We start from the raw sequence: 24,929 nt of genomic DNA on the forward strand, positions 1-24,929 counted from the left end.
GGCTATTACGGACTAGCCAATCGATGGAGTACAGTATATTCTAACTCCCTGGCACATAAGAGATACGAGGAAGGGATAATGTTTCGCAGTGTTGTGGTTGTATTGTTTGTCGTGTTGGTACTTCCTGTATCGGGAAATGCCGGGGCCTTGCAGGTTAACACGTCGATCAAGCCGCCATTTTCCACTGTCGACGAAACCGGGTGTATAGATCAACTGCTCAAGGAACTTGGCAAGCGGTTGGATCAGCAGATTAATCTGGTTCGACTGCCTCCAGAGCGTGCCCTCATCGTTATCAACGAGGGCAAAAGCGACATGGAGTTGCCCAGAATCGCGGGTCTGGAAAAAAAGTATCCCAATCTGGTGATGGTTCCGGAAAAAGTCCTCGATTACCATTTTGTCGCGTTTTCACGAACCAAAACGAAGTATGACTCCTGGGATGATCTCAAGGGAATGCGTGTCGGCTACATCATTGGCTGGAAGATATTTGAAAAGAATGTCCCGCCGGAAGCAGATGTGACCAAGTTGCGCCAGCCTCTTCAATTGATGGAAATGCTCGAACAGGGGCGTATTGATGTGGCGCTCTACGAGCGGGCGGCAGGGCAGCATATCATTCATGAAAAGGGATTCACTACTATCGAAACCTTTTGTACTCCTCTGGCCGATAGACCCATGTATCTATATATGCACAATAAACATGCGGATATAGTCCCTGTGGTCGCTTCCCACCTGCGCGCCATGAAAGAGGACGGGACCTACTCCAAGATTTTTACCAGCCAGCAGCATTAATAATCCCTTCCCCCTCCAATGCTTTTTCATTCTCTTCCGGGTCGCGGCATGCGGCACTTGAACGCTGCCGTAGCCAAAGAAAAAGCCCGCCTGGTGTGGCGGGCTTGGTATTATGCTTCGTCTTCGCTGCCGTCGGTCTCTTCGGGCAGTTCCTGACTTGATTCCTGCAGCGGTGCTGCTGAAGGTTCGATCAGCGACTTGGGTGTTTCCTGGGGTGGCTCCATGTACCGGGCAAACACGAGGAAGCCGGTGTGTGCAACCATGCGATCGTCCGGGCGGAGCCTGTCTGCAACGGGCTTCCAGCGGCGAACGAGGATTTCGAGCACTTCCATTTCAGCGAAAGGACCGTCTTCGAGGCCGCGCAGCAGCTCGGAGACCTGATTGACTGTGGGCAGGAGGAATCCGCACATTGCCCCCGGAATAACGGCCTGGGGGATAGAATGGAGGTACTCCCACGGGGTGCGGACATCGAGGAACAGGGCGTCTGCTCCTGAGTGGAGGAAGCCATCTTCGATGTTCTGGTTGATCTGCTCCACGCGATGGGAAAGCCCGACGCGCTCGAGGTTCTTGCCGGCCAGCTTGAAAAAGTCTGCCCTGCGCTCGTAGGTGATGACCTTGCCGGTATCGCCGACGAACCACGCCAGTGCGGTTGTCAGACCACCGGAGCCGGTGCCGGATTCGATGACGGTGGAGCCGGGGCCGATGCCCAGCTTCATCATCAGGTAGCCGATTTCCTTGGGGTACATGATCTGTGTCTGGCGCTTTACGCCCTTGATCAGGTCATGCAGCGTCGGCTTAAGGATCAGGTACGGGCGACCAAGATGGGTCTTCACATGCTGGCCGAAGCCTGCTTCAGCCGCATCATCCATGAGCAGCTTGCCGTCATGGGTATGCACTTCTCCGCCTTGCTCAAGCTTGCGGAGGTATCGTTTGCCTTTTTGGCTTATGAGCAGAATAAGTTGTCCGGGTTCGATCATTTCCGGTCTCCTCTCAGGCTGGTTTCGGGACTCTCGGTGTATACGCGGAGAGCGTACACTAAACTGCCTGTTCTTGATATGTGATATGAGACCTCTGCACGGCAAATCCCACACTTTTACTCTTTAACTATTTGATTTATTATGCTATTATTTCTCCATCCAAAGGAGGAAGGCATGGCTATTCGGCAGAAAGGACCTCGGTTGGGTGATTACTTCCTGGGGCACCGCAGAACCAAGACCACATTTCTGGATGAGATCAACGAACTCATCGACTGGCAGCCCATCAACGCCTTTCTGTGCAAGAAGATCAGGCGCAAGGCCAACGCCGTGGGCAATCCCGCCTATCCGCCTCTGGCGATGTTCAAGATTCTGCTCTTGCAGCGTTGGTACAACCTGAGTGATCCGGGCGTGGAGCAGGCGCTGCTCGACCGGCTCTCCTTTGTCAGATTTACCGGTTTTTCCATCGAGGACGACGTGCCGGACGAGACCACCATATGCCGTTTCCGTAACGGTTTGATCCGCCTGAAGGTGCTGGACTCCTTGCTCGACATGCTTAACCGCCAGCTTGAAGGACAAGGGCTTCTTGTCCGTGAGGGAGCCGTGGTGGACGCCTCGGTAGTCGAGTCGCAGCGGCGGCCGCGCAAGGTTATCGACGTGATGCCTGAGGACCGTTCCGAGGACGCCGAAGAACAGGATGGGCCGGTGGACTGCCGGGTCAGCTATTCGGATGACGAGGAGGCGGCCTGGCTCCGCAAGAGAAATCGGGCCTATTACGGCTACAAGCTCCATGCCGCGACGGACAGTCGAGACGGGTTTCTGCTCTGTGGTCACATCACTCCCGCGAACCATTCGGACACGGGCGAATTCGAGCGGCTCGTGAATGGCGTCGGCCTTGATCCCGGCGCACGGGTTTATGCGGACAAGGGCTATTGCAGCGGGAAGAACCGGGACATTCTGTTTGATCGCGATTTGGAGGACGGAACCATGGACAAGACGCCTCGTGGCGGCAGGCTGACAGACTTCGAAAAGACCCGCAACCGTGACATCAGCAGCATTCGGCAAATAGTCGAGCGGGCCTTCGGCACACTCAAACGTGGCTACGCATTCTTTCGGTCCCGATACGTGGGTCGTGAGAAGGTGGAGGGAGAGTTCCACATCCTCGCCATGGCGTTCAATTTGAAAAAAGCTGTTCGACTGGCGCGAGCCTGAAGGGAGAGGTGCGTCCAAAATCCGGCATTTCGGCCAGAAATGGCAGGAAAAGGCCGGGAATGAGCCCAAGCTGGGGTGCGGTCAGAACATCAAATTGGGTGCGGAGCGCAAGGCACGGACGCGAAAAGGGGATGCGCAGAGGTCTCGATATACAAAATTATGGGATTGCCTACGGTGGGCGGCGTGTGAAGTCAAGCAAAACGGGGTGTCTCGGAAGGCAAAACCAGCATGAACAGTCGTTATTCTTCGCATCGAGAAAGGGTGGTCAACAAGTCGATTTGGTTTTGCCTGAATCACACTCTCCTTGACATGAGCGCTCATGTCCTTAATAACCTGAGAAGATTTCATGATCCGCGACAATGCGGGCAACTGGAAAGACACGATATGGCATATAAATACATTTTCGGCCCGGTAATGAGCAGCCGTTTGGGGCGCTCTCTTGGTCTCGACCTGCTCGGTGGCCGTGTCTGTTCCATGGATTGTCTGTATTGCGAGGTAGGGGCGACCAGGACCCTGACACTTGAGCGGAAACCCTATGTCCCGGCGGAGGACATCCTGGAAGAATTGGCCGCGTGGAAAAATGAAGACCTGGGAGCACCGGATATGGTGACCCTGGGCGGACTGGGCGAGCCGTGCCTCAACTCGGAGATGGCAAAAGTCATTGAAGGCGCCAGGCAGTTGTTTCCGGAAACGGACATAGCGGTTCTCACCAATTCCACACTTATGACCGATCCCGAGGTTCGGGCTGAACTGGCACAGGCAGATGTCGTGCTCCCCAGTCTCGATTCACTTGTTGACTCGGAATTCGCTTCGGTAAACCGCCCCTGCAGTAGCATCACTCCCGAGCAGGTGGCCGAAGGATTATTGCAGTTCCGTAAGGAATTCAGCGGAAAGATATTTTTGGAAATTTTGCTTGTCGATGGAGTCAATGACTCGGAGGAAAATCTCGACAGGCTGACGGTTTTTTGCAAACGGCTCGGACCGGATCGGGTGGACGTGGTGACCACGAATCGCCCGGGTACGGTCAGGGGAACCAGTCCCGTGAACGGGGCACTCCTGAGTCGTTGGCGCGCACGCCTTGAAGTCGGCAAGTATCAGACTTGCGCTTCCAAGGCAGAGGTTTTGGCGGAGATGTCTCCCGAGCGATTGACTGCTCTGGTGGAAGCATCCCTGTCTCGTCGACCTCAGACTGTTTCTCAACTGGCCGGAGCCCTGAACGTGGACTCGGAAGCGGTTCGCGAAACTGTGGAAGCCCTGCAGGAACAGGGCGACGTCATCTCCCGGGAAGACCGGGGTGAGACCTTCTACCACGGTACGGGCCATGTCATGGAGGAATAGCGCGCCATGATACGACACATTTTTTTATTGAGAGGTTATTATGACCGCAGTTGCCAACAAGAAACGTCGGCAGAAGATGTTCATCTCCGTATTGCCGGGGGAACAGGTTGAAGTTGTCATCGCCGAAGAAGGCATCGTCAACGAGTATTATGTAGAGATGGTGCACCAGGCCAAAACCAAGGGCAACATCTACAAAGGGTATATCCACAACATCGATAACGGGCTTCAGGCCGCGTTCATCAACTACGGAGCCGAACGAAACGGGTTCCTGCAGATTGACGAGGTCCATCCCGAATATTACATGGGCAGTCCGGCCACCAAAAAGGGCCAGCGCTTCCCGCTCATGCAGAAGGTGCTCAAGCCCGGCCAGGAAATCCTGGTGCAGGTGGTCAAGGAACCCACAGGCAAGAAAGGCGCCTTCCTCACCACGTATCTTTCTCTTCCGGGCCGCAGCTTCGTGTATACTGTCGGACGCTCCCAGATGGGTGTCTCCCGCAAAATCGAAAATGAAAAAGAGCGCGCACGACTGAAAAAAGCGTTGGAATCCTTTGATACTTCCGAGGGTGTAGGGCTGATAGCCCGTACCGCCGCAGTCGGACAGTCCAAGGCCGCTCTCGGACGCGATTTCAAGTATCTGAACAGGCTCTGGACGGACATTCGCGCCAATGCGCAGCAGAAAAAAGCGCCGACCGTCGTCTATGAAGAGCTTGGGCTGGCAGCCCGGGCTGTCCGCGATTACCTGACCACCGATGTGACCGAGGTATGGGTAGACGACAAGGAAACATACAATCAGGTTAAGCAGTTCGTGAAGCTGGCCTTCCCGCGCAAGAACAATCTGGCCAAGCTGCACGAAGACCATGATCTTTCCCTTCTTGAGCGGTTCAATCTGGTCAAGCAGGTACAGGAGATCTACTCCCGTGAGGCATCCATGCCCTCGGGCGGTCGTCTTGTATTCGATGCTACCGAAGCACTGACAGCCATTGATATCAACTCCGGTAAAATCGGTGGTGAGCGGAACTTCCAGAAGATGGCACTCAAGACCAACGTGGAGGCTGCACGTGAGATCGCCCGCCAGTTGCGCCTGCGCGATATCGGCGGACAGGTCGTTATCGACTTCATCGAGATGAAGAATCCGAAAGACTGCCGCGAAGTCGAGAAGGTCATGCGCGCTGAAATGAAGAATGATCGCGCACGAACCGATGTCAGCCGTATTTCATCCTTTGGGCTCATGGAGTTGGTGCGCCAGCGCCTTGGTTCTTCGGCCATCGCCATTTCCACGGAACCCTGTCCCTGCTGCAAGGGTACCGGCATTCGTCGCAACATGGAGTGGCAGGCTTTGCAGGCGCTTAAGGATATCCACCGCGATATTCGCAAACCGAGCATGGAATCTGTGGAATACGACTGTGAAGAGGAACTTGCCATCTATCTCCTCAACAACAAGCGACAGGTCCTTGCCGAAATGGAAGAAGAGTACAACAAGGAAATTCACATCGACATCGACTACGATTACGACGACTAGATCGTAGCTATAGTGAGTATAATGGAAGAGGCCCCCTGTTTCAGGAGGCCTCTTTTCTTTTGAATATGGAGTCAGCTTGTGGGCTGTTTGATTCTTAATTGATCGTCAACAGGGCGCTGTAGAAGAATTCTCCCAGCGGTGAATCCGGTGGGGTCGTCCATTCCTTGTTCAGTTCGGCTCTTTCGTGGTGGCCCAGAAACGCTTTAATCAAGTGATCGTTTTCATCCGGATTGAGCGTGCAGGTGATAATGGCAATTTTGCCTCCGCGTTTGACGCGATGAGCAGCATTATCCAGTATCTCGCTTTGCAGTTTCATCAGGTCATCAAGGTCCTTGGTGGTCCGTTTCCACTTGGTGTCCGGGCGGCGGGAAAGTACGCCGAGGCCGGAGCAGGGGAGATCGAGCAGGATGGTTGATGGCTGGTGCGGAGGAATGGCCGTCGCTGCATTGGCTTCGAATGTTTCCACACCGGGCAGTTCCCGACGCAGTGCGGACAGGCGTCCCTTGTGCGGGTCAGAGGCAAAAACCTTCAAGCCATTTTCCAACAGAATCCGGGTCTTGCCGCCTCGTCCGGCGCACGCATCCCATACCGGGCTTTCCCACAATGAGGGATTGAGCGCCTCTATGGCTTCTCTCGCAGCAAACGACTGGCGTGCCAGCGGCGGTTCCGGCTCATCCTCAAAGGACGTACCGGCAGGCAGTGCGAAGGACATGCCCTCGATGTCTATGATCTCGGGTGCGCCAGCCAGTTCCGTAAATATTTCTTCCGCTTCCGGGTGACCATACAGATTGATGCCCACGGCGGGCGGCGACAGTTGCGCTTCAAGATAGGCAAGGGCCCTTTCTTCGCCGTAGGCTCTCCACCACATGTCCACAAGCCACTGAGGGCAGGCGTACCAACGGCTCAGGAATTCCGGCAGGGAGGCGTCCTTGCGATAGAAATCCTTGTCAAAGGCTTCGTCGCCCATGTCCGCGATACGGCGGAGCACAGCGTTGAAAAGACCGGAAAGACGGGAGCCGGGTTTGCTCTTGGAAAATTCGACGGCCCAGTCAACAGAGGCGTAGGCCGGAACCTTGTCGAGAAAAATGATCTCGTAAGCCGCAACGCCCATAGCCAGTCGCATTTTGGGCGGCAGCTTGCCGGGGTCCTGTAGAAACCGTGTCAGGATATACTCGATGCGGCCCTTGAGCCGGAGGTATCCGTAACAGAGTTCAGTGGCAAGCCCGACATCGCGGGGATCGATTTTGCCGGAGGAAAGGGCCACGTCAAGGGCGGCCTGAATGTCCTGCTTGGAAAACAGGCAACGGTAAAGTGCTTCGAGTGCGACCCTTCTCGCTGGAGGCAGGGGCTTGGTGGAATGTGCTTTCATACGATTCTCCATACGCTTTGCGCACGACTGGCGCAAGCAGCATGTATGGGGAAAAAGTGAAGTTAGCTGTTGGCGCTGGAGCGGATGACACGCAGCACTTCGTATGGATACTTGCCCTCAAAGGCATCATGTACGGGTGTCAGGGCGAGAATTCCCCGTTTCTTGAAGTCGCGCAATGTGGATTTGATCAAGTCGATTTCAACATCTGGCAGCTTGACCAGCTCCCGGTAATTCAGCTTGCCGCATTTGACTGCCTGGGAAAGATGATTCCAAATGGATGCGGGCTTGAGGCAGCGGCGGCTGGCTACTTCCTCCACATCACCGAATTCTCTGAACAGGGTCAGCGACTCCTGGGCTGTGGCGGATAATTCCTGCTTCTTCTGTTTCTGCTTATCTCTCTTGTCCGCTCTGTCCGAAGGAATTTCAGCCAGGTTGGCGGGTCTGCCGTGCTTTTCTTCGTGGGCATGCAGACCGGCAAGGAACGTGGAGCCGAATCGCTCCAGCTTGACCTCGCCGACACCGGAAATGCAGCCAAATGACTCCAGCGAGGTGGGACGGTATTTGACCAGTTCCAACAGCGTCTTGTCCGGAAAGATAGCGTAAGGAGGAACAGACTGCTCTTCTGCAATGGAGAGCCTGAGTTCGCGTAGGGAATCGAACAGTTCTTCTGTTTCCCAGTTGGTCAGGATATCGGCAGCGGCAGCTCTCGCCGGTTTGGACTTTTTCGAGCGCTTGGGCACGATGGGGTCGGTGCGGAAGCGGATGGGGCGCTCGCCTTTGAGTATGGGCCACGAGCGTTCATTGAGCGTCAGAGCGTTGAATCGTTCAGGGTCCACCGAGCAATACCCACCGGCCAGTAGCTGCCGATACACGGATTTCCACTGGTCCAGGCTCAACTCTTCGCCACACCCGAAGGTGGACAGCTCGGTGTGGTTGAAGCGCCGAATCTGATCGGTTTCCTTGCCCACAAGAACATGAGCCAGATAGTTGACGCCGAATCGCTGTTCGGTACGAAAGATGTTGGACAGGGCCTTTTGCGCTTCCACAGTCCCATCCCAGGTGTCCACCGGGGTGATACAGTTGTCGCAATTACCGCACGGCTCAATGGTTTCGCCAAAATAGCCGAGCAATGCCTGTCGACGGCAACTGGCAGCTTCCAGGAAAGCGAACATGGAGCCGAGTTTGGAATGCTCCACCCGTTTGCGCGTCCCTGCTGCCTCACCGGATTCAATCATGGATCGGAGCACGGCAATGTCCTGCATGCCAAAGCACATCCACGCCGAGGCTGGCAGACCGTCACGTCCGGCGCGACCTGTCTCCTGATGGTATGCTTCCAGCGATTTGGGCGGCTCCAGATGGCACACGAAACGGACGTTGGGCTTGTCCACACCCATGCCGAATGCCACGGTCGCCACCATGACCACCCCTTCCTCCCGCATGAACCGCTCCTGATTGCGGTACCGTTCGGCCTGTGACAATCCGGCATGATAGGGGAGGGCGGTCACTCCGTGCTTGTTCAGAAATTCAGCGGTCTTTTCAACCTTTTTGCGGCTGAGTCGGTAGACGATCCCTGCATCGCCGGGATGGTTGTCCCGGATAAATTGCAGGAGCATCTTGCGCCCGTTGTTCTTGGGCAGGACCGTGTAGGAAATATTGGGTCGGTTGAATCCGGTGGCATAGACCTGCGCTTGACCAAGGTGCAGATTGTTGACGATATCCCGTTGTGTCGGTTTGTCGGCTGTGGCTGTGAGGGCCAGACGCGGAACATCAGGGAATCGCTCATGAAGGATGGACAACTGCATGTATTCCGGCCGGAAATCGTGCCCCCATTGGGAAACACAGTGGGCTTCGTCGATGGCGAACAGACATGGATTGCACCGCGCCAGAAAATCCAGAAAGCCGGGACGGAACAGACGTTCCGGGGCGACATAGAGCAGGTCCAGTTGCCCGGTTTCCAGTTGTTGTTCCACTTCCCAGGCCGATTGTGGGTCAAGGGAAGAATTGAGACAGGCAGCGCGAACGCCCATCTGCGTCAGTCCCTGCACCTGATCCTGCATCAAGGCAATGAGCGGGGAAACGCATATGCCGACACCCTGACGGAGCATGGCAGGGATTTGATAGCAGAGGGATTTGCCTCCGCCCGTGGGCATGAGTACCAGCGAGTCACCGCCCGCAAGGGTGTTGTTGATGATGGATTCCTGTAGACCGATGAAGGCGTCAAAGCCGAATACGGAACTCAGTACCTCATTGGGAGTGGATGGTGGACGGGTGTGGGGCTGATGCATGGGGGGCGAGAGTATGGCAAACCGTTTTGGATGGCAATGCGTATCGTGTTCATGCGGGAATGATCCGCTGCCCGTCTTTGATGATCAGTTCCGGGGAGGTGAGTTGAGCGAGGTCGCTGAGTGGTGAGCCGGAGAAGAGCAGCAGGTCGGCGGAGTTGCCAGCGCGTATGGTTCCTCTGTCCTTGAATCCACAGGCTCGGGCCGCGACGCGGGTGGCTCCCTGCAGGATACGGTGGTTGGATAAACCTCCAGACTGCAAGAGGGTGCATTCCTTGCTGGGCATGCCTGCTTCAGTGCGTCGATACGGGAAGTCGTTGCCAACAGCGATATCACCGTTAAGCTGATTGAAGTACTGGACCGGAGCCGATAATTCAGGCCCACTCCACATGGAGCGCGAAAGGACATCCTGTGTTGGTGTCAGTATGATTCCATTTTTGACCATCCGGTCCAACAGTTTTCGATAGGGTGAGATCGGTAGCCCCTGCCGGTCGAGGATTGGATGGGGGACGCCGTTACGCAACCATCGGTGCGGTACATGTTCTATCGTATCAACTCCCGCATTGAGCGCCTTTCCCAAACCTCCGATATCCTCCACATGACAACGGATGACCAGCCCCAAGCTTCTTGCCTGATTGCATAAGGCCTTGGCTGTGGCGGCATCGAGCATGGGCCATGGTTTCCTGTTGGGACCCGGCTCAAAAGCGAGCTTGATCATGGTAGCCCCGAGGTCGGCCAGTCGCCGGACCTGCTCCCGACCATGTTGAGGAGAAGTCACGACCAGCCCGTACCTGTTGTCATGCACTGGCAGGGGATAGCCTCCGGGCGGACAGAGTATTGGTCCAGAGCAGGCTGCCGTGGCGGTTTGCCCTGTGGGTGTTTGCGTCAGGGCGCTGATGGCTTTCAGTGGAGAGCCGACATCGCCGATGGCTGTGACGCCATGCTGCAGCCAGCGCTCACGTCGCTCCTTTGGCGAGTGCAGGCCGTGGACGTGGCAGTTGATGACCCCTGGCATGATGAAGGCATTCGGGACAGTGATTGTCCGTGGTATATTCGCGGAGTGGATCGGGACAACGTCGACGATACGGGTACCGTGAACGACAACGGCATGGTCATGAAGAGGTGGTTTGTCTTCTCCCGTGAAAACAGTGCCGGCCAGCGCAAAGGGAGCGTCAGAATGTGTCGCTGAACGGGCTGATGCGGGCAGTATGGCAAGCCCGGCCATGGCAGCGAGAAAGTGTCTTCGGGAAACAGTCATGATCTCTGACGGTAGGAGATATCGGCAGACGGGGCAAGAGGGGCGGGTTGTAAAAAAGGCCCTGCTCAACGAGCAGGGCCTTCATATCGGAATGAATTGTTACCTATTGGATAGGTTCTTTGGGATCAGGGGAGAAGAATGCGTCTGCCCAGGTGAAAGCGTGCTGGTAGCTGACAGCTACGGTTCCTGGCAACAGGTTCAGCTCTTTGGCTTTTTTGCCGACCTCATCCCAGTCGGAATGCTCGATAGCGCGGGTCAGGTCGAGCCAAATGGCAAACTGGTTCTGTTTACCGCACAGAGCGTCTTTGACCTTGTCGTCTACCGGTAGGTGTTCGACGATGGAACTCATGTCGGAATCGAGCATGGCGTCGAGGAGTGAGAAGAGACCGAGCATGAACAACCTGTCCGACTCTTCCTCATATCCACCACCAAGGGCTGCGGTTTCAAACAGCTTGGCCCTGTGAGCCGATATATACGCCAGCTCCTGACTTTTTTCAGAAGGCGTGATGTCCGTGAGAATGATGAGTCGCAACCAGTTGCGAATGGGCTTCCAACCGGCCAGCACAACGGCCTGACGAATGGAAGTGATGGTGGTTGCGAAACTGAAATTTGCCGAATTCAGGAAATTGAGAAGCCGGTAGCTGATGGCGACATCTGCCTCGATGGCTGAGGTCAGCGCGTCAAAATCCGGTTCGTCTTTCTCGATGATTTCAAACAGTTTGAGACGGGTCGCTTTGGAAGACGGGATCTTGCGGCCGGATTCCGTGGCCGGGTGCTTGAAGAAAAAGCCGTGGAACAGATGAAATCCGGTGTCCTGCGCTTTTTTCAGCTCTTCGGCGTTCTCCACCCGTTTGGCGATGAGCTGTGGAGAGCCGAATTTCTGTGCTTTGGCCGTAATGAGCTGGAGATCGGCCTCTTCCTTGCCGCTGATATCTACGATGAGGATGTCGGCGATTTCCGCAAGGGGCTCACAGCCGGGCTTCCCTTCGAAGTTGTTGACGGCGATCTCATACCCGTCCGACTGGATGTTACGGAGCATATCCAGCAAATTGTGGTCCACCTTGGCGGTCTCCTCGAGGATGAGCACCGTGTTGGACCAGGGTACGGCATTATGCGTCCCACGCCGAATATCATCGGGTGTGAAGTGGATCATCTGCCGCGCTTTTTGCCCCGCAATACCGCCACAAAGCGGAAGATTGGCCACGAGGTTCATGGTCGCTTCGGAGTTGTCGGTGAAAATGGCACGATCGGCATCATCGCTATCCCGAAACAGAAGCAGGTAACCCCATGTCTTGTTCCGTTCGTCGAAAACCGGCTGCCGGGCAATAAAAATGGATTCGTAGGCTCTTTCTTCGCTCATGGGCTCCTCAGATAAGACGAAATCTGATAACCTGAGTAGCATCCCATAATTATTATTAGAGAGTCAACAATATCAAGCTGTATTCGCGGATTCTATCGCGTTTGACGGGTCTATTCCCTTCCATCTTTGCCCCGAGTGTATTATGTGACTATGCAACGATTCATTGAACGCCCTTCCCTGGGCCAGAGCTACTACACGATTAAAGAGGTGGAGAATGCACACTGGCAAAGCCATTCGTTTGGAAAGAATATTCAACCGAAACACGCAAAAGACCATCATCGTCCCCATGGATCATGGTGTGACAGTCGGTCCCATCGCCGGACTGGAGAAGATGCGTGATACGGTCACCAATCTTGTGGCCGGTGGTGCCAACGCAGGGTTGGTCCACAAAGGTCAGGTCCAGTTGGGACACCGCATGCAGGGCCGTGATTTCGGGTGTATTGTCCACCTGTCTGCCGGTACTACGCTGTCGCCGTTTCCCAACGTCAAACGTCTGGTTACTACCGTGGAAGAGGCCATTCGCCTCGGGGCTGACGGCGTCAGTGTCCATGTGAACCTCGGTGACGAGACCGAAGGGCAGATGCTCAGCGATCTGGGCAGCGTGGCCGCTTCCGCTTCGGAGTGGGGCATGCCGCTGCTGGCAATGGTCTATGCACGAGGCCCGAAGGTCAGTGATGAGTATGACCCTGAGGTGGTAAAGCATTGCGCTCGTGTCGGCGCTGAATTGGGGGCTGATGTCGTCAAGGTCAATTATACTGGTGACTTTGAGTCCTTCTCGAAAGTGGTTGAGTGTGCCGGAATCCCGGTGGTTATCGCCGGAGGTGCCAAGCTGGACTCGACCCGCGATTTTCTCGATATGGTTCGCATCGCCATTGATGCCGGGGCCGCCGGACTTTCTGTCGGCCGCAATGTGTTCCAGCATAATGATCCGACCCGTCTTGTCGAAGTCCTCAACCGCATCGTTCACATGGACATGCCGGTTGATGAAGCCCTGGCTGGCTACGACGACGTTTTATAGTCGACTTTGATTAATAGAGCCCCGACAGATTTGTCTGTCGGGGCTTTTTTTCTTTCTCGAGCGAACAAACCCTGCCTGGCCGAGGAGGGGTCTTTGGGGAGTCAGCCTGTCCATTGGTATGTGTTGGCGAGGGGCGTAAAAAAAGTTGTAGTTGATCAATCGAGCTGTACCGATATTGTTGGAATAGGGCTTTCCCCTCGTATCCAGACGAGGTGGAGCAGAGAGTACCCCTGGCCCGTTATTATTTCAGTTCGCCCATGTCCTGCTTTGTATTCAGGTAGTTATCGTCCGTTATCCTTTCTTTCTGTTACCTGCTTCGATGCGAGTCGTTGAGCAGAAATGGGCGCATACTGAATCCTTCAAATGTCCCCCACTGCTTCTTGCGGCATTTTTTGATGGGCGCCACCGCAGATGATATTCGAAACCCGGCAGACCGCAGTGTTTCGACAGAAGGCAGCTTACCTTTGTGCGTTTGTACAATGATGAAGTTTTGCAATGATATTATCTCCCGTGTGGTGTTGTGTTAGTGTGAGACCTCTGCGCATCCCCTTTTCGCGTCCGTGCCTTGCGCTCCGCACCCAATTTGATGTTCTGACCGCACCCCAGCTTGGGCTCATTCCCGGCCTTTTCCTGCCATTTCTGGCCGAAATGCCGGATTTTGGACGCACCTCTCCCTTCAGGCTCGCGCCAGTCGAACAGCTTTTTTCAAATTGAACGCCATGGCGAGGATGTGGAACTCTCCCTCCACCTTCTCACGACCCACGTATCGGGACCGAAAGAATGCGTAGCCACGTTTGAGTGTGCCGAAGGCCCGCTCGACTATTTGCCGAATGCTGCTGATGTCACGGTTGCGGGTCTTTTCGAAGTCTGTCAGCCTGCCGCCACGAGGCGTCTTGTCCATGGTTCCGTCCTCCAAATCGCGATCAAACAGAATGTCCCGGTTCTTCCCGCTGCAATAGCCCTTGTCCGCATAAACCCGTGCGCCGGGATCAAGGCCGACGCCATTCACGAGCCGCTCGAATTCGCCCGTGTCCGAATGGTTCGCGGGAGTGATGTGACCACAGAGCAGAAACCCGTCTCGACTGTCCGTCGCGGCATGGAGCTTGTAGCCGTAATAGGCCCGATTTCTCTTGCGGAGCCAGGCCGCCTCCTCGTCATCCGAATAGCTGACCCGGCAGTCCACCGGCCCATCCTGTTCTTCGGCGTCCTCGGAACGGTCCTCAGGCATCACGTCGATAACCTTGCGCGGCCGCCGCTGCGACTCGACTACCGAGGCGTCCACCACGGCTCCCTCACGGACAAGAAGCCCTTGTCCTTCAAGCTGGCGGTTAAGCATGTCGAGCAAGGAGTCCAGCACCTTCAGGCGGATCAAACCGTTACGGAAACGGCATATGGTGGTCTCGTCCGGCACGTCGTCCTCGATGGAAAAACCGGTAAATCTGACAAAGGAGAGCCGGTCGAGCAGCGCCTGCTCCACGCCCGGATCACTCAGGTTGTACCAACGCTGCAAGAGCAGAATCTTGAACATCGCCAGAGGCGGATAGGCGGGATTGCCCACGGCGTTGGCCTTGCGCCTGATCTTCTTGCACAGAAAGGCGTTGATGGGCTGCCAGTCGATGAGTTCGTTGATCTCATCCAGAAATGTGGTCTTGGTTCTGCGGTGCCCCAGGAAGTAATCACCCAACCGAGGTCCTTTCTGCCGAATAGCCATGCCTTCCTCCTTTGGATGGAGAAATAATAGCATAATAAATCAAATAGTTAAAGAGTAAAAGTGTGGGATTTGCCGTGCAGAGGTCTCTAGTGTTGGTTGATGCAGTGTAAATAGGCTAGTCTATAATTATGTTGAAAACGATTTATAAGTAAGAGGAGTGTGGTGGAAAGTCCAGTTAAAACTCATAATTTTAGTACCTAATACCCTATTTTACTTTGAAAATTTAATTACATATTTTTAAAAGTTATACTTTTTTTCAGCGTTGCATCGTTTTATGTTGCAGAGTGCCATGCAGTGATGTTGCAGTGCAGTTTTATTATGTGCAATATAGATAATTCAACAGAAAAGCCCCATACAAAAGTGCATGGGGCTTTTCATTACAGCGTTTTTACTAATTGAATTATGGAGTAAATGGGGCGCTCAACAGCTACGAAGAACTCACGCGCCTTCAGCCTTACTTTTGGGGTTCGGTTTCAGATAAGGCGGCGACTAGTTTGTCTCCAGCCAATTGTATATGGGACTGCATTGCCTGCCGTGCGGCCATCGGGTCATGGGCTTCAATCGAGTCCACTATGCGCTGATGGTCCTCGACAACACGGTCGAATCCCCAATCATATTTGGCTTTTTGCTCCATCCAGCGAAGGACGGGCTGGTGGAGTTCGGAAAAGAATCGCATCAAAATAGTGTTATGGCAGGAGGATGCGATGGAAGCATGGAACTCCAGGTCGGCTGTTATGAGCGATTGTCCCTGTTCTTTGGCCTGAATTAATCGGTGATGATGCGTTTTGATATTTTCGATATCATTCGCGGTCGCCCGTTCTGCAGCATACATGGCAATTGTCTGCTCAAGCTCACTGCGGGCTTCGACCAGTTCGCTCACCTTTTCCTTGCCTATGGTGATCAAGGCCAGTCCGGCAGCCCTGTGTCGAATCGATTCGGTGGAATCAGCGACGCGTGTCCCGTCCCCCGGACGCACGGTGAGCACCCCAATGAGTTCCAGTGCGCCGACAGCTTCCCGTATCGAGCTTCTGCCGACACCGAACTGTTCCATGAGTTGCGGTTCTGGAGGCAGTTTGTCTCCTGGCTGTAACTGGCCGTCAGTAATCATCGTGATCAGGCTTTCAATTATCTGGTCACTCAAACGATTTCGCTGGATCTTGATAGGATTTCGCTTCATGGCTGTTTTCATAGGTGAATAATGTGATACATTCAAGAATGACTTGTCTTGGGAACACTGTCCCAAAGGGGGCTGCACTTGACAATTGACCGCAAAAGGCATTGATTGATTTAAACATCAGAACATCTGATGTTTGTATCCGTGACGGTTTGGTCACCACATTTTTTATAATGAAAGTGTTGTGTGACCCGATAATGTAATAGCAACTCAGGAGGTTGATATGGAGTATACACGTTTTGATTCAAAACTGCTGATGCGCCTTGACCCCGGTGAAGAGATCGTTGAGTCCATGACGGCTGTCTGTAGCAAGGAAAATATTCAGCTTGGCGTTGTGTCAGGAATCGGTGCAGTGAACAAAGCCACTGTGGGCCTGTTCAATCCGGTGACCAAGGAGTATTTTTCCACGACCATGGAAAAAGATTTCGAAGTCACCAACCTCACCGGCAATGTCTCTCAGATGAATGGGGAAGTATACCTTCATCTCCACGCAACCCTCGCTGATCTGGACCACAATGCCTTTGGCGGCCACCTGAATGCGGCCACTGTCAGTGCCACTGCGGAAATCTGGATTGATATCGTGGACGGTGCTGTTGATCGCGAATTCAGTGAGACAATCGGATTGAACTTGCTGAAGTTCTAATCTGGAGATGGTGAGGAACTGAAACCAATCAAGGCCTGGAAGTTTTCTTCCAGGCCTTTTTTGCGCAAATATATGGTGGGATTTTAGTCCCTGTCTGTGTCCGGACTAGGCAGTGCCTTCGGACTTGAAGACGAAAATAGGCAGTTCAGCCATGGTTTCCCAGTTGTCACCATTCTTGATGGCCACACTGACGAGGTGCTTTCCTTCTGCTTCAACTTTCAAGCCCGGCAGTTGGAAGTTCATCTTGTGCAGCACCGTGGTGGCAGGAGCTACTTCCTGAATGCCCAGCAACGTGGTTTGGCCGCTTGGGTCAGTCAGGTTGAGGGAAACAGTGAAAGGCGCTTCCTCATTGCCTTCCAGGTCCCAGAGGCTGGCGAAATACACCGGCGGAAGCACGGATGGCAGTTCCGGTACCACTGCGTGTTCAATGGTGCGGATGAAGGAAGTGGAGCTGGATTCCTTGTCGATTATGAGATCGGCACACATGAGAGCGTAAATAAGTTTAGGCATTGTTATGTCCTTGTTGTTTGGTTTAGCGGCCACTGTTTGCAAGAGCGGCGCGTACCTCTTCGGGTAACGTGAGTGCCGCGTCCGGGTCAATCTCCAAAAGAAGAAGAGCACAGGCAACCTGTTGCCCGAGGTTGTTCTCATGGATGCCCTGGCGAAGGGCGTTCTCTGCTGGTGCGCCTATGTCTGCCAATGCACGAAAAGCCAATTGCCCAAGCGGTGTGCCGGGGCGACTCAGAAGTCGGACCAGTGTCGGCGCGGCTTGTGCGCCAATACGGGCAAAGGGGGCAGGCTCGGAGGTGTTCAGCAGCTTGAGGTGGTGTAGCGCCGTGGCCGGGTCCGGACCAATCTGGTCGATCGCTTCAGCTATGATGTGCATGGCACGATCATCACTCACATCCAGTGCGCGAATGAGCGCCGGAACAGCTGGAGCGGCGTCCTTTTCCATCCGTCCGAGTATCCAGGCGATCTTGGAGCGTACAGTCGCCTGTTCCGATTGTAACCCGTCAATGAGCGCTGGAATCGCGCGCGGTCCCAACAGGCTTAAACCGAATGCAGCGGCATTTTGCGTATCCTGGGAGTCGGCCGAAAGTGCCTCGACCATGTAAGGTGCGGCTTGTGGGCCGATGATGGCGAGACTCTGTGCTGCCATGCCGCGCACCGTTGGATCGGAATCGTCCATTGCCCTGACGAAGAGTGTCGAGCCAAGGGCCGGATGTGGGAGCAGGGCCATTGCCATAATCGCTCCCCGGCGGGTCATGGTATCGCCAGATTCATAGATGGCTTGCAGGTCGGAGTACAACCTGTCGGGCTGGTGGATGAGTTCACGTGCCGCCTCCATGCGCGTGTCATTGTCCTTGGCGACCAGTTTGTGGAGCAGGTTCTTCAGCGACTGATCGTTAGTGGCTTTCGCAAAAGCTTGGGTTGGCATGGCAAGAAGGAGTGTAGCCAGTATCAGTGCGGTCATATGTCGAGGCAGGAATCTCATGGCTTGTCTCCTTCTTCGTCCCTGTAGGCGATCACTTCCTACTCATGTCATTCCATGCCCATACCACGGTTCCGCCGATGGCGCGACTGATGTCGCCTTCATAATCACGTTGAACGGTGTAGGTGGCTGGCGGGTAGGTCCGACTGTTGTCCGAGTAATAGATAAGCTCGGTATCACCCTGAACTTGCTGTGAATGCACTCGTTTGATCTCCGTAATGCCGGACTCTCCCGGATGACGGATTAACATTATTCGTCCGCCGGGATCAGGTGAGCGATCGCTACGATCCACCAGAACTATATCACCTGGATGAAGGGCGGGTTCCATGGCGTGATGGCCTTCGGGTATTTCCATTGCAATGAGATTGGTACGGAAACGAAGCGACTCCTGATGCCGCCAGACCAGAATCCAGCCGTTGATACGGTCCTCGGGGATTAGGCCTGCACTTACGCCCAGTTCAGGATTTATCAGCGGAACAGCCAGGTAATCCTCTGGCTGCAATTGTGGCATGGGCTTTTGGTGCTGCTCACCGGGGGCGGAATGAAAGCAGACTTCACGGGTCGCATCCACAGGTTCATCCTCAAAAGAGATATGCGCTCCAATATGATCCAGAATATGTCCGAGTGAGTCGGCGTTCAGCCCTCGTTCCTTTTTGAGAAACCGGTTGAGTTGCGATGGGTCGACCCCGAGATCATCCGCCATCCGTTTATTGTTCGGATAGCGTTTACCTCGACCGATACGACTGTTTAGCGCATCGCGCACATCATCTGTAAACCCCATGTTTGCTCCCTTGAATGGTACGAGTTTCCACTAGGTTATACATGATAATCGACAAATGTCTAAAGTCGAATGTCAAAATTGGTTGACTAGCAAATAGTCAATCGTCTATTAATGCGTATCCGAATTGAGGGAAGTTATTACTAACAGGAGGGATCAGTGAAGAATTTGGTGGAAGTTATACGTGTTGAACAAGGGGAGGAGGGCACGTTTGGCGTTCTCAAACTCAATGGGCAGGCTTACTGCGTGACCTTGGAGCCTCCTCAGCGTGGAAACGTCCAGAATATTTCCTGTATTCCGGCTGGTGAATATCACTGTAAACGCGTCTCCTCACCTCGGTTCGGGGAGACATATGAAATTACGGATGTGCCCGGGCGGAGCCATATCCTGTTTCATGCGGGGAACGTTGTGGGCGATACGAGCGGCTGTGTTTTGCTGGGACGACACTTCGGTCGATTGGGAACCTCGCGAGCTGTTCTCGACTCTGGTCGGACCTTTTCGGATTTTATTACTCAGTGTGAGGGTAACAATGAATTCCCGCTGGTGATTCGGGAAGGGGGAGCGGTCTCGTGGACAACTACTTCTGCTTAAAAGGGGCGCGGGATATCTGCGATGCAGTGGGGGAGAATCCAAAGAATATCCATGAACTGGTGAAGGATCACGGCTTGCCTGCCTGGAAACGTGGCGCCAAGGGCACGTGGCGGGCGTTGCCGGATGATCTTCGGCAATGGATACGGGAACAGCGTGATCGAAATATAGGTCACTTCCTGTATGGGGAATATGGAGTGAAAAAGACCGACAGTTGAATGGCGATAGCTGTAAGCATAAAGAAAAGGCCGGACATGGAGTATGTCCGGCCTTGTTTTTTTGGATGTCCCGTCCTGAAATAGGTTGACACCCAGAGGACCTATTTATGGAAGACAAATCCAAACAGCGAGTTAGACGCACCCAACGCGATTACACGATGGCCTTTAAATTGTCGGTTGTGGCACAGGTGGAAAAGGGCGAGATGACGTACAAGCAGGCTCAGGCTCTTTATGGTATTCAAGGGCGAAGCACTGTGCTGAAGTGGCTCAGGAAGCACGGCACCCTTGATTGGAGCAAGTCCATGGTACATTCCCGAAAAGACCCAAAAGCCAGAGAAACACCGGTCCAGAAGATCAAACGGCTGGAGAAAGAGCTTGAGGAAGAAAAGATCAAGACCGCGCTTCTCAATAAAATGATTGAGATTTCCGACCGCGAGTTTGGGACTTCTATAAGAAAAAAGCTTACCCCCGAGCTGCACGAAGTCTTCAGAGAGAAAGACAAATAAGCTTGTCTGCTTGTTGCAGGCAGCTCGGGGTCAGTCGGCAGTCCGTGTATCAGGCTGAAAAGCGCCATGATGCACGGGAAGCCATGTATCAGGAGGCAAAGGCCATGGTCCTGAACGTGCGGACCAGGATGCCCCGCCTTGGGACTCGAAAGCTGTACCACCTGTTGAAGGACGCATTTTCCGCAAAGGGAATCAGGCTCGGACGTGATGGGTTGTTTTCCCTGCTGCGGCGAGAGCATATGCTCATCAAGCGACGGAAAAACTATACAAAGACAACCAACTCGAAGCATTGGCTAAAAAAGCATCCCAACTTGTTGAAAGATGTTCAACCGAGATGTCCTGAGCAGGTGTTCGTAAGCGACATTACCTACGTGAATACACGTGAGCAAACATGCTATCTGTCGCTGGTGACAGATGCATTCAGCCGGAAGATAATGGGATACAACGTGAGCCGGGATCTCAGTGCGGAAAGCACAACCAAAGCGCTGGACGCGGCAGTTGAAAACAAGCGAAGGAGGGTGAATACAATTCACCATTCAGATCGAGGACTCCAATACGCTTCTTCGGTCTACCAGAGAAAACTCCAGGAATCCGGCATGGTTCCTTCCATGACAGATGGCTATGACTGCTATCAAAATGCCTTGGCGGAACGGATGAATGGAATTCTGAAGCAAGAGTTCATGGTCACCAAATGCAACGACTTTGCAGAGCTCAATACCCTGGTGAGGGAATCCGTTGAGATATACAATTCACAACGGCCACATCTCAGCCTAGGAATGAGAACGCCAAACGATGTACACGAATCAGGCTGTGGGGCTAGCCCCACAGCCTGATTGAAACCTTCAAAAACCGTCAACCTATTTCAGGACGGCTCAGGAGACTTAAGAGTCCTTCATGAACTTTTTGCCCATGCTGAAAGCTTTGCCGACCCGGTCGCCCACGGTGAAGTATTCACGTGTCCCCGGAGTAAATATGAGCGGCATGATCTTTTCAACATCCGGATGCTTTTCATCGATGAGTTTGTCCTCATCGCACTTCACATCCATGATTTCACCAACGAACATGGTATGGACGCCCACCTCATATGAATGGATGAGTCGGCACTCCACCACCAGAGGGAACTCATCGATATAGGGAGCATTAACGACATCGCTTTTGACAGCTGTCAAACCGGCGCGCTCGAATTTGTCTTCCTTTCTGCCGGAGACCATGCCGAGGTAATCCGCTTCAGCAGCCATATCCTTATGACAGATGGAGACGGTGAACGCCTTGTGTTTCAAGACACCGGTGAAGGTGTGTCGATTGGACCGCACTGAAACAGTGAGGCACGGCGGCTGGGAACTGGCTATGCCGCCCCATGCTGCAATCATGGAATTGGCCTTGCCGTCTTCATCATATGAACTGACAGCCCAAACCGGAGCCGGTTGGGCCAGGGTCTTTGCTCCGAGTGAACGTTTCATTTTTACTGCTCCTTGTTTGTCTCTGTCGATACTAATGCAATCAGGGGTAAAAGCCAACGATTGCTACATCTCCGGTATTTGCACACCCAATAACTCCACTGCCGATTCCGCTATGTCATTGCAGTACTGGCACTGAGAACAGTTGGACTGGCACCGGCCAACGCGGTGAACAAAGTCGGCGGGGATGCGTTCATTATGAATGTGAACATGCCCGGACAGATCGCCCATGGCGTCCATGATATCCAGCAGGTTTCCGTCATATTGTCCGTTGGCGTATGCGGAGAAGGCAGTCATGAGAAATTTCGTCCCCTTGTTTCGGCCGCAGAGTTTGATGCCATCAACGTATGGGGCGTAGTGATCCATGTCCTCGGGCCGGATGAACGGGGATACGAGAAACGACTCGGGGTGCTGGAGAAATCGGCGGATACATCCGTACTCCCGGTTGATGTCAAAGGTTCGGTCGTCACACAGCTTCTGATTGACCATGGCGATATGCGCATTGTGTGTGGGCTTGTACGGGCAGTGGTGTAGGCACCCTTCGTTGGCTATCAGGTGGATCTTGATGTCCGGAAGGCTGCGCCGAAGGGCATCCACCGTGGGTTCAAGTCTTTCGAAATCCCGGTTCAGGTTGCGGTCTAGCACCAGCTTTGACGGCGGACAAAAAGGTGTATCTCGAATCATTTCAAGCATGGCATACACGCGCCCGGGCGAATCGAGCTGTGCATTGACGGTCGGAATAGCCTCAAGACGGGCAGCCAGTTGCGGTGCATGGTCTCCCAGTGCTTGAAGGTAATAGGGGTCACCGAAAATGAGACCCTGGATGCCGGCTTCATCAGCCAGCATGGTCAGTCGGTCTGCGGCCTGAGTGAGGTGCTTTGCATCAAAGTAGCGCTGGGGATCATGGAGTCGACTGTTGAGCAGAACAAATCGCTGCGTGCTGCCCAACTTGTTCAATCCGGCGATAATAGACTGCGGTTTGTGGGTCTCCATGCGCTGTCGCGCATCACACAGAGCCGGATCATAGAGGCTGAAGTGGACGGACGTGAGCCTCTCTACATTGCGGGCGAGGAAGTCGACATACTCCTCGTCAGGAACGAAAGGAACATCCAGCTTGAGCATTACCTGCCGCCTTTTGCGAAGATGGCCGTGGGTTCAATCCAATCCGGGCGAGGCTGGTAGAAAAGCCCATGCCCTTTGCCGGTCTTGATGCGCTGCTCCCGAAATTGCAGTCCCTTGCCCGAGGCCTGTTCGATGGCCGGACGACAAGAACCAGCCTCAATGTCACTGCTGGCGTACAAGGAGAGTATGCGACCGGTCAGTCTGCTTCCTCTTTTCCGCTTGAGAAATTGGTCAAAGGCAAATCCTTTGGCATTGGAACCGCATCCTGCCATCACCACATAGCCGACACCGGGATCATTGAGCGATGAGGCCACCAGGAGAGCGATGAAGCCGCCTTTGGAAAAACCGGCCACCGTAATATTTGAAGAAGGAACGCCGGCCGCCTTGAGTTGGCGGATGCGCATGGAAATCTTGGCAGCGTATTGTGTTGCGTCCACTTTGGGCCGCAGTTCCTCGATGACGGTCAACCCTCGATCTTCAAAGTGGCTGATGATTCGATCATAGGCGTAGACACCGTATCGGGTGCTGGAAGCGTTCTTGCCCTGTGTCTCGACATTTTCATCGTGGAGATAGAACAGGTATTTGTTTGTAGGGGCCGCTTCGCGCAGGGCAACATCGAAACTGGCGGCAATGGTGGCATTCGGAAGGGCCAGAATGAATGTAGCGAGAATCAGGAATCGGAACATGGTCTCTCCGTGGTTGTCTTATGAATACACGGTAGCGCGTGGCAAGGGGAAGAGTAAAGAGGTGGAAGAAAAAGAAAGAGAGCTGAGCCGTCCTGAAATAGGTTGACGGTTTTTGAAGGTTTCAATCAGGCTGTGGGGCTAGCCCCACAGCCTGATTCGTGTACATCGTTTGGCGTTCTCATTCCTAGGCTGAGATGTGGCCGTTGTGAATTGTATATCTCAACGGATTCCCTCACCAGGGTATTGAGCTCTGCAAAGTCGTTGCATTTGGTGACCATGAACTCTTGCTTCAGAATTCCATTCATCCGTTCCGCCAAGGCATTTTGATAGCAGTCATAGCCATCTGTCATGGAAGGAACCATGCCGGATTCCTGGAGTTTTCTCTGGTAGACCGAAGAAGCGTATTGGAGTCCTCGATCTGAATGGTGAATTGTATTCACCCTCCTTCGCTTGTTTTCAACTGCCGCGTCCAGCGCTTTGGTTGTGCTTTCCGCACTGAGATCCCGGCTCACGTTGTATCCCATTATCTTCCGGCTGAATGCATCTGTCACCAGCGACAGATAGCATGTTTGCTCACGTGTATTCACGTAGGTAATGTCGCTTACGAACACCTGCTCAGGACATCTCGGTTGAACATCTTTCAACAAGTTGGGATGCTTTTTTAGCCAATGCTTCGAGTTGGTTGTCTTTGTATAGTTTTTCCGTCGCTTGATGAGCATATGCTCTCGCCGCAGCAGGGAAAACAACCCATCACGTCCGAGCCTGATTCCCTTTGCGGAAAATGCGTCCTTCAACAGGTGGTACAGCTTTCGAGTCCCAAGGCGGGGCATCCTGGTCCGCACGTTCAGGACCATGGCCTTTGCCTCCTGATACATGGCTTCCCGTGCATCATGGCGCTTTTCAGCCTGATACACGGACTGCCGACTGACCCCGAGCTGCCTGCAACAAGCAGACAAGCTTATTTGTCTTTCTCTCTGAAGACTTCGTGCAGCTCGGGGGTAAGCTTTTTTCTTATAGAAGTCCCAAACTCGCGGTCGGAAATCTCAATCATTTTATTGAGAAGCGCGGTCTTGATCTTTTCTTCCTCAAGCTCTTTCTCCAGCCGTTTGATCTTCTGGACCGGTGTTTCTCTGGCTTTTGGGTCTTTTCGGGAATGTACCATGGACTTGCTCCAATCAAGGGTGCCGTGCTTCCTGAGCCACTTCAGCACAGTGCTTCGCCCTTGAATACCATAAAGAGCCTGAGCCTGCTTGTACGTCATCTCGCCCTTTTCCACCTGTGCCACAACCGACAATTTAAAGGCCATCGTGTAATCGCGTTGGGTGCGTCTAACTCGCTGTTTGGATTTGTCTTCCATAAATAGGTCCTCTGGGTGTCAACCTATTTCAGGACGGGACATTGAAATAAAAAAGGCCGCATCAATTGATGCGGCCCTTAT

General features: G+C 53.8%; 23 protein-coding genes. 9 read left to right on the forward strand and 14 right to left on the reverse strand.

The window, feature by feature from the left end; genetic code table 11:
- Nucleotides 1-78 precede the first annotated feature (78 nt).
- On the forward strand, nucleotides 79-786 hold the full coding sequence (locus DPRO_RS10360; protein ID WP_097011969.1) for a substrate-binding periplasmic protein: 708 nt from the start codon (nucleotides 79-81) through the stop codon (nucleotides 784-786).
- Between the two features lie 110 nt (nucleotides 787-896).
- Here the strand turns inward: DPRO_RS10360 and DPRO_RS10365 are convergent, their stop codons facing one another.
- Complete coding sequence (locus tag DPRO_RS10365) at nucleotides 897-1,763, reverse strand: tRNA (adenine-N1)-methyltransferase (protein WP_097011970.1); 867 nt, start codon at nucleotides 1,761-1,763, stop codon at nucleotides 897-899.
- A 141-nt stretch (nucleotides 1,764-1,904) separates the two neighbouring features.
- On the opposite strand from DPRO_RS10365, the gene DPRO_RS10370 reads away from it, so the two are divergent.
- The 3 genes from DPRO_RS10370 (at nucleotide 1,905) to DPRO_RS10380 (ending at nucleotide 5,829) form a co-directional block, all read left to right on the forward strand.
- Nucleotides 1,905-2,972, forward strand: coding sequence for an IS5 family transposase (locus DPRO_RS10370; RefSeq protein ID WP_097010253.1), 1,068 nt, complete (start codon nucleotides 1,905-1,907; stop codon nucleotides 2,970-2,972).
- A 384-nt stretch (nucleotides 2,973-3,356) separates the two neighbouring features.
- Nucleotides 3,357-4,310: a radical SAM protein gene (locus tag DPRO_RS10375; RefSeq protein ID WP_097011971.1), complete on the forward strand. Its 954-nt coding sequence runs from the start codon at nucleotides 3,357-3,359 to the stop codon at nucleotides 4,308-4,310.
- A gap of 40 nt (nucleotides 4,311-4,350) precedes the next feature.
- The gene (locus tag DPRO_RS10380; RefSeq protein ID WP_097011972.1) at nucleotides 4,351-5,829 is read left to right on the forward strand and encodes an Rne/Rng family ribonuclease; all 1,479 of its coding nucleotides are present in this window, start codon (nucleotides 4,351-4,353) and stop codon (nucleotides 5,827-5,829) included.
- A 94-nt stretch (nucleotides 5,830-5,923) separates the two neighbouring features.
- On the opposite strand, the gene DPRO_RS10385 is transcribed toward DPRO_RS10380, so the two are convergent.
- From DPRO_RS10385 to DPRO_RS10400, 4 genes are all read right to left on the reverse strand, one after another.
- Nucleotides 5,924-7,198, reverse strand: coding sequence for a transcription antitermination factor NusB (locus DPRO_RS10385; RefSeq protein ID WP_097011973.1), 1,275 nt, complete (start codon nucleotides 7,196-7,198; stop codon nucleotides 5,924-5,926).
- Nucleotides 7,199-7,260: 62 nt separating this feature from the next.
- Nucleotides 7,261-9,483 (reverse strand): DNA helicase RecQ, encoded by a 2,223-nt coding sequence (recQ, locus tag DPRO_RS10390; protein ID WP_097011974.1) that lies wholly within the window; start codon nucleotides 9,481-9,483, stop codon nucleotides 7,261-7,263.
- A gap of 49 nt (nucleotides 9,484-9,532) precedes the next feature.
- The gene (locus DPRO_RS10395) at nucleotides 9,533-10,738 is read right to left on the reverse strand and encodes an amidohydrolase family protein (RefSeq protein ID WP_097011975.1); all 1,206 of its coding nucleotides are present in this window, start codon (nucleotides 10,736-10,738) and stop codon (nucleotides 9,533-9,535) included.
- Nucleotides 10,739-10,841: 103 nt separating this feature from the next.
- Complete coding sequence (locus tag DPRO_RS10400) at nucleotides 10,842-12,098, reverse strand: EAL and HDOD domain-containing protein (RefSeq protein WP_097011976.1); 1,257 nt, start codon at nucleotides 12,096-12,098, stop codon at nucleotides 10,842-10,844.
- 214 nt (nucleotides 12,099-12,312) lie between these two features.
- Between DPRO_RS10400 and DPRO_RS10405 the strand changes: the two genes are divergently transcribed.
- Entirely contained in the window at nucleotides 12,313-13,116 is an 804-nt protein-coding gene (locus tag DPRO_RS10405) for a 2-amino-3,7-dideoxy-D-threo-hept-6-ulosonate synthase (protein ID WP_097011977.1), read from the forward strand.
- Nucleotides 13,117-13,792: 676 nt separating this feature from the next.
- Here the strand turns inward: DPRO_RS10405 and DPRO_RS10410 are convergent.
- Nucleotides 13,793-14,860 (reverse strand): IS5 family transposase, encoded by a 1,068-nt coding sequence (locus DPRO_RS10410; RefSeq protein WP_097010253.1) that lies wholly within the window; start codon nucleotides 14,858-14,860, stop codon nucleotides 13,793-13,795.
- Nucleotides 14,861-15,281: 421 nt separating this feature from the next.
- A complete protein-coding gene (locus DPRO_RS10415; protein ID WP_162291174.1) occupies nucleotides 15,282-16,004 on the reverse strand; it encodes a FadR/GntR family transcriptional regulator in 723 nt (240 codons plus the stop codon).
- 220 nt (nucleotides 16,005-16,224) lie between these two features.
- Between DPRO_RS10415 and DPRO_RS10420 the strand changes: the two genes are divergently transcribed.
- Nucleotides 16,225-16,644: a PPC domain-containing DNA-binding protein gene (locus DPRO_RS10420; RefSeq protein ID WP_097011979.1), complete on the forward strand. Its 420-nt coding sequence runs from the start codon at nucleotides 16,225-16,227 to the stop codon at nucleotides 16,642-16,644.
- A 105-nt stretch (nucleotides 16,645-16,749) separates the two neighbouring features.
- On the opposite strand, the gene DPRO_RS10425 is transcribed toward DPRO_RS10420, so the two are convergent.
- The 3 genes from DPRO_RS10425 to DPRO_RS10435 are packed head-to-tail and all read right to left on the reverse strand — an operon-like array spanning nucleotide 16,750 to nucleotide 18,917.
- A complete protein-coding gene (locus tag DPRO_RS10425; protein ID WP_097011980.1) occupies nucleotides 16,750-17,154 on the reverse strand; it encodes a DUF6941 family protein in 405 nt (134 codons plus the stop codon).
- A gap of 22 nt (nucleotides 17,155-17,176) precedes the next feature.
- Nucleotides 17,177-18,139: a HEAT repeat domain-containing protein gene (locus DPRO_RS10430; RefSeq protein ID WP_097011981.1), complete on the reverse strand. Its 963-nt coding sequence runs from the start codon at nucleotides 18,137-18,139 to the stop codon at nucleotides 17,177-17,179.
- Between the two features lie 31 nt (nucleotides 18,140-18,170).
- Nucleotides 18,171-18,917 carry a S24 family peptidase gene (locus DPRO_RS10435; RefSeq protein WP_097011982.1) on the reverse strand — a complete coding sequence of 249 codons (747 nt, stop codon included), beginning with the start codon at nucleotides 18,915-18,917 and terminating at the stop codon, nucleotides 18,171-18,173.
- Nucleotides 18,918-19,085: 168 nt separating this feature from the next.
- Between DPRO_RS10435 and DPRO_RS20490 the strand changes: the two genes are divergently transcribed.
- The 3 genes from DPRO_RS20490 to DPRO_RS10450 all read left to right on the forward strand — a co-directional run bounded on the left by DPRO_RS20490 (nucleotide 19,086) and on the right by DPRO_RS10450 (nucleotide 21,059).
- Nucleotides 19,086-19,505, forward strand: coding sequence for a DUF5675 family protein (locus DPRO_RS20490; RefSeq protein ID WP_232005790.1), 420 nt, complete (start codon nucleotides 19,086-19,088; stop codon nucleotides 19,503-19,505).
- Entirely contained in the window at nucleotides 19,484-19,720 is a 237-nt protein-coding gene (locus DPRO_RS10445) for a helix-turn-helix domain-containing protein (RefSeq protein ID WP_097011984.1), read from the forward strand. Before DPRO_RS20490 ends, DPRO_RS10445 begins: the two co-directional genes overlap by 22 nt.
- A gap of 107 nt (nucleotides 19,721-19,827) precedes the next feature.
- A protein-coding gene (locus DPRO_RS10450; RefSeq protein WP_097010824.1) for an IS3 family transposase occupies nucleotides 19,828-21,059 on the forward strand; the annotation gives its coding sequence in 2 pieces (ribosomal slippage) (nucleotides 19,828-20,182 and nucleotides 20,182-21,059; 1,233 coding nt in all).
- Nucleotides 21,060-21,107: 48 nt separating this feature from the next.
- Here DPRO_RS10450 and DPRO_RS10455 read toward each other — a convergent pair.
- The 4 genes from DPRO_RS10455 to DPRO_RS10470 form a co-directional block, all read right to left on the reverse strand.
- Complete coding sequence (locus DPRO_RS10455) at nucleotides 21,108-21,686, reverse strand: flavin reductase family protein (RefSeq protein ID WP_097011985.1); 579 nt, start codon at nucleotides 21,684-21,686, stop codon at nucleotides 21,108-21,110.
- 63 nt (nucleotides 21,687-21,749) lie between these two features.
- On the reverse strand, nucleotides 21,750-22,805 hold the full coding sequence (locus DPRO_RS10460) for a hypothetical protein (protein WP_097011986.1): 1,056 nt from the start codon (nucleotides 22,803-22,805) through the stop codon (nucleotides 21,750-21,752).
- The gene (locus DPRO_RS10465; RefSeq protein ID WP_097011987.1) at nucleotides 22,805-23,491 is read right to left on the reverse strand and encodes a DUF2974 domain-containing protein; all 687 of its coding nucleotides are present in this window, start codon (nucleotides 23,489-23,491) and stop codon (nucleotides 22,805-22,807) included. Before DPRO_RS10465 ends, DPRO_RS10460 begins: the two co-directional genes overlap by 1 nt.
- A 125-nt stretch (nucleotides 23,492-23,616) precedes the next feature.
- Nucleotides 23,617-24,848 (reverse strand): IS3 family transposase gene (locus tag DPRO_RS10470; RefSeq protein WP_097010824.1). Its coding sequence is split into 2 segments (ribosomal slippage): nucleotides 23,617-24,494 and nucleotides 24,494-24,848, totalling 1,233 coding nucleotides; the frame shifts between segments, so codons are not numbered across the junction.
- Nucleotides 24,849-24,929: the final 81 nt, after the last annotated feature.

The organism is Pseudodesulfovibrio profundus (genome assembly GCF_900217235.1).
Classification (GTDB): domain Bacteria; phylum Desulfobacterota; class Desulfovibrionia; order Desulfovibrionales; family Desulfovibrionaceae; genus Pseudodesulfovibrio; species Pseudodesulfovibrio profundus.

What these genes read in the sequence shown, in the direction of transcription:
- DPRO_RS10360 (WP_097011969.1), top strand. Translation starts at nt 79, where the DNA reads ATGTTTCGCAGTGTTGTGGTTGTATTGTTTGTCGTGTTGGTACTTCCT.
- DPRO_RS10365 (WP_097011970.1), bottom strand. Translation starts at nt 1,763, where the DNA reads ATGATCGAACCCGGACAACTTATTCTGCTCATAAGCCAAAAAGGCAAA.
- DPRO_RS10370 (WP_097010253.1), top strand. Translation starts at nt 1,905, where the DNA reads ATGCTATTATTTCTCCATCCAAAGGAGGAAGGCATGGCTATTCGGCAG.
- DPRO_RS10375 (WP_097011971.1), top strand. Translation starts at nt 3,357, where the DNA reads ATGGCATATAAATACATTTTCGGCCCGGTAATGAGCAGCCGTTTGGGG.
- DPRO_RS10380 (WP_097011972.1), top strand. Translation starts at nt 4,351, where the DNA reads ATGACCGCAGTTGCCAACAAGAAACGTCGGCAGAAGATGTTCATCTCC.
- DPRO_RS10385 (WP_097011973.1), bottom strand. Translation starts at nt 7,198, where the DNA reads ATGAAAGCACATTCCACCAAGCCCCTGCCTCCAGCGAGAAGGGTCGCA.
- recQ (WP_097011974.1), bottom strand. Translation starts at nt 9,483, where the DNA reads ATGCATCAGCCCCACACCCGTCCACCATCCACTCCCAATGAGGTACTG.
- DPRO_RS10395 (WP_097011975.1), bottom strand. Translation starts at nt 10,738, where the DNA reads ATGACTGTTTCCCGAAGACACTTTCTCGCTGCCATGGCCGGGCTTGCC.
- DPRO_RS10400 (WP_097011976.1), bottom strand. Translation starts at nt 12,098, where the DNA reads ATGAGCGAAGAAAGAGCCTACGAATCCATTTTTATTGCCCGGCAGCCG.
- DPRO_RS10405 (WP_097011977.1), top strand. Translation starts at nt 12,313, where the DNA reads ATGCACACTGGCAAAGCCATTCGTTTGGAAAGAATATTCAACCGAAAC.
- DPRO_RS10410 (WP_097010253.1), bottom strand. Translation starts at nt 14,860, where the DNA reads ATGCTATTATTTCTCCATCCAAAGGAGGAAGGCATGGCTATTCGGCAG.
- DPRO_RS10415 (WP_162291174.1), bottom strand. Translation starts at nt 16,004, where the DNA reads ATGAAGCGAAATCCTATCAAGATCCAGCGAAATCGTTTGAGTGACCAG.
- DPRO_RS10420 (WP_097011979.1), top strand. Translation starts at nt 16,225, where the DNA reads ATGGAGTATACACGTTTTGATTCAAAACTGCTGATGCGCCTTGACCCC.
- DPRO_RS10425 (WP_097011980.1), bottom strand. Translation starts at nt 17,154, where the DNA reads ATGCCTAAACTTATTTACGCTCTCATGTGTGCCGATCTCATAATCGAC.
- DPRO_RS10430 (WP_097011981.1), bottom strand. Translation starts at nt 18,139, where the DNA reads ATGAGATTCCTGCCTCGACATATGACCGCACTGATACTGGCTACACTC.
- DPRO_RS10435 (WP_097011982.1), bottom strand. Translation starts at nt 18,917, where the DNA reads ATGGGGTTTACAGATGATGTGCGCGATGCGCTAAACAGTCGTATCGGT.
- DPRO_RS10455 (WP_097011985.1), bottom strand. Translation starts at nt 21,686, where the DNA reads ATGAAACGTTCACTCGGAGCAAAGACCCTGGCCCAACCGGCTCCGGTT.
- DPRO_RS10460 (WP_097011986.1), bottom strand. Translation starts at nt 22,805, where the DNA reads ATGCTCAAGCTGGATGTTCCTTTCGTTCCTGACGAGGAGTATGTCGAC.
- DPRO_RS10465 (WP_097011987.1), bottom strand. Translation starts at nt 23,491, where the DNA reads ATGTTCCGATTCCTGATTCTCGCTACATTCATTCTGGCCCTTCCGAAT.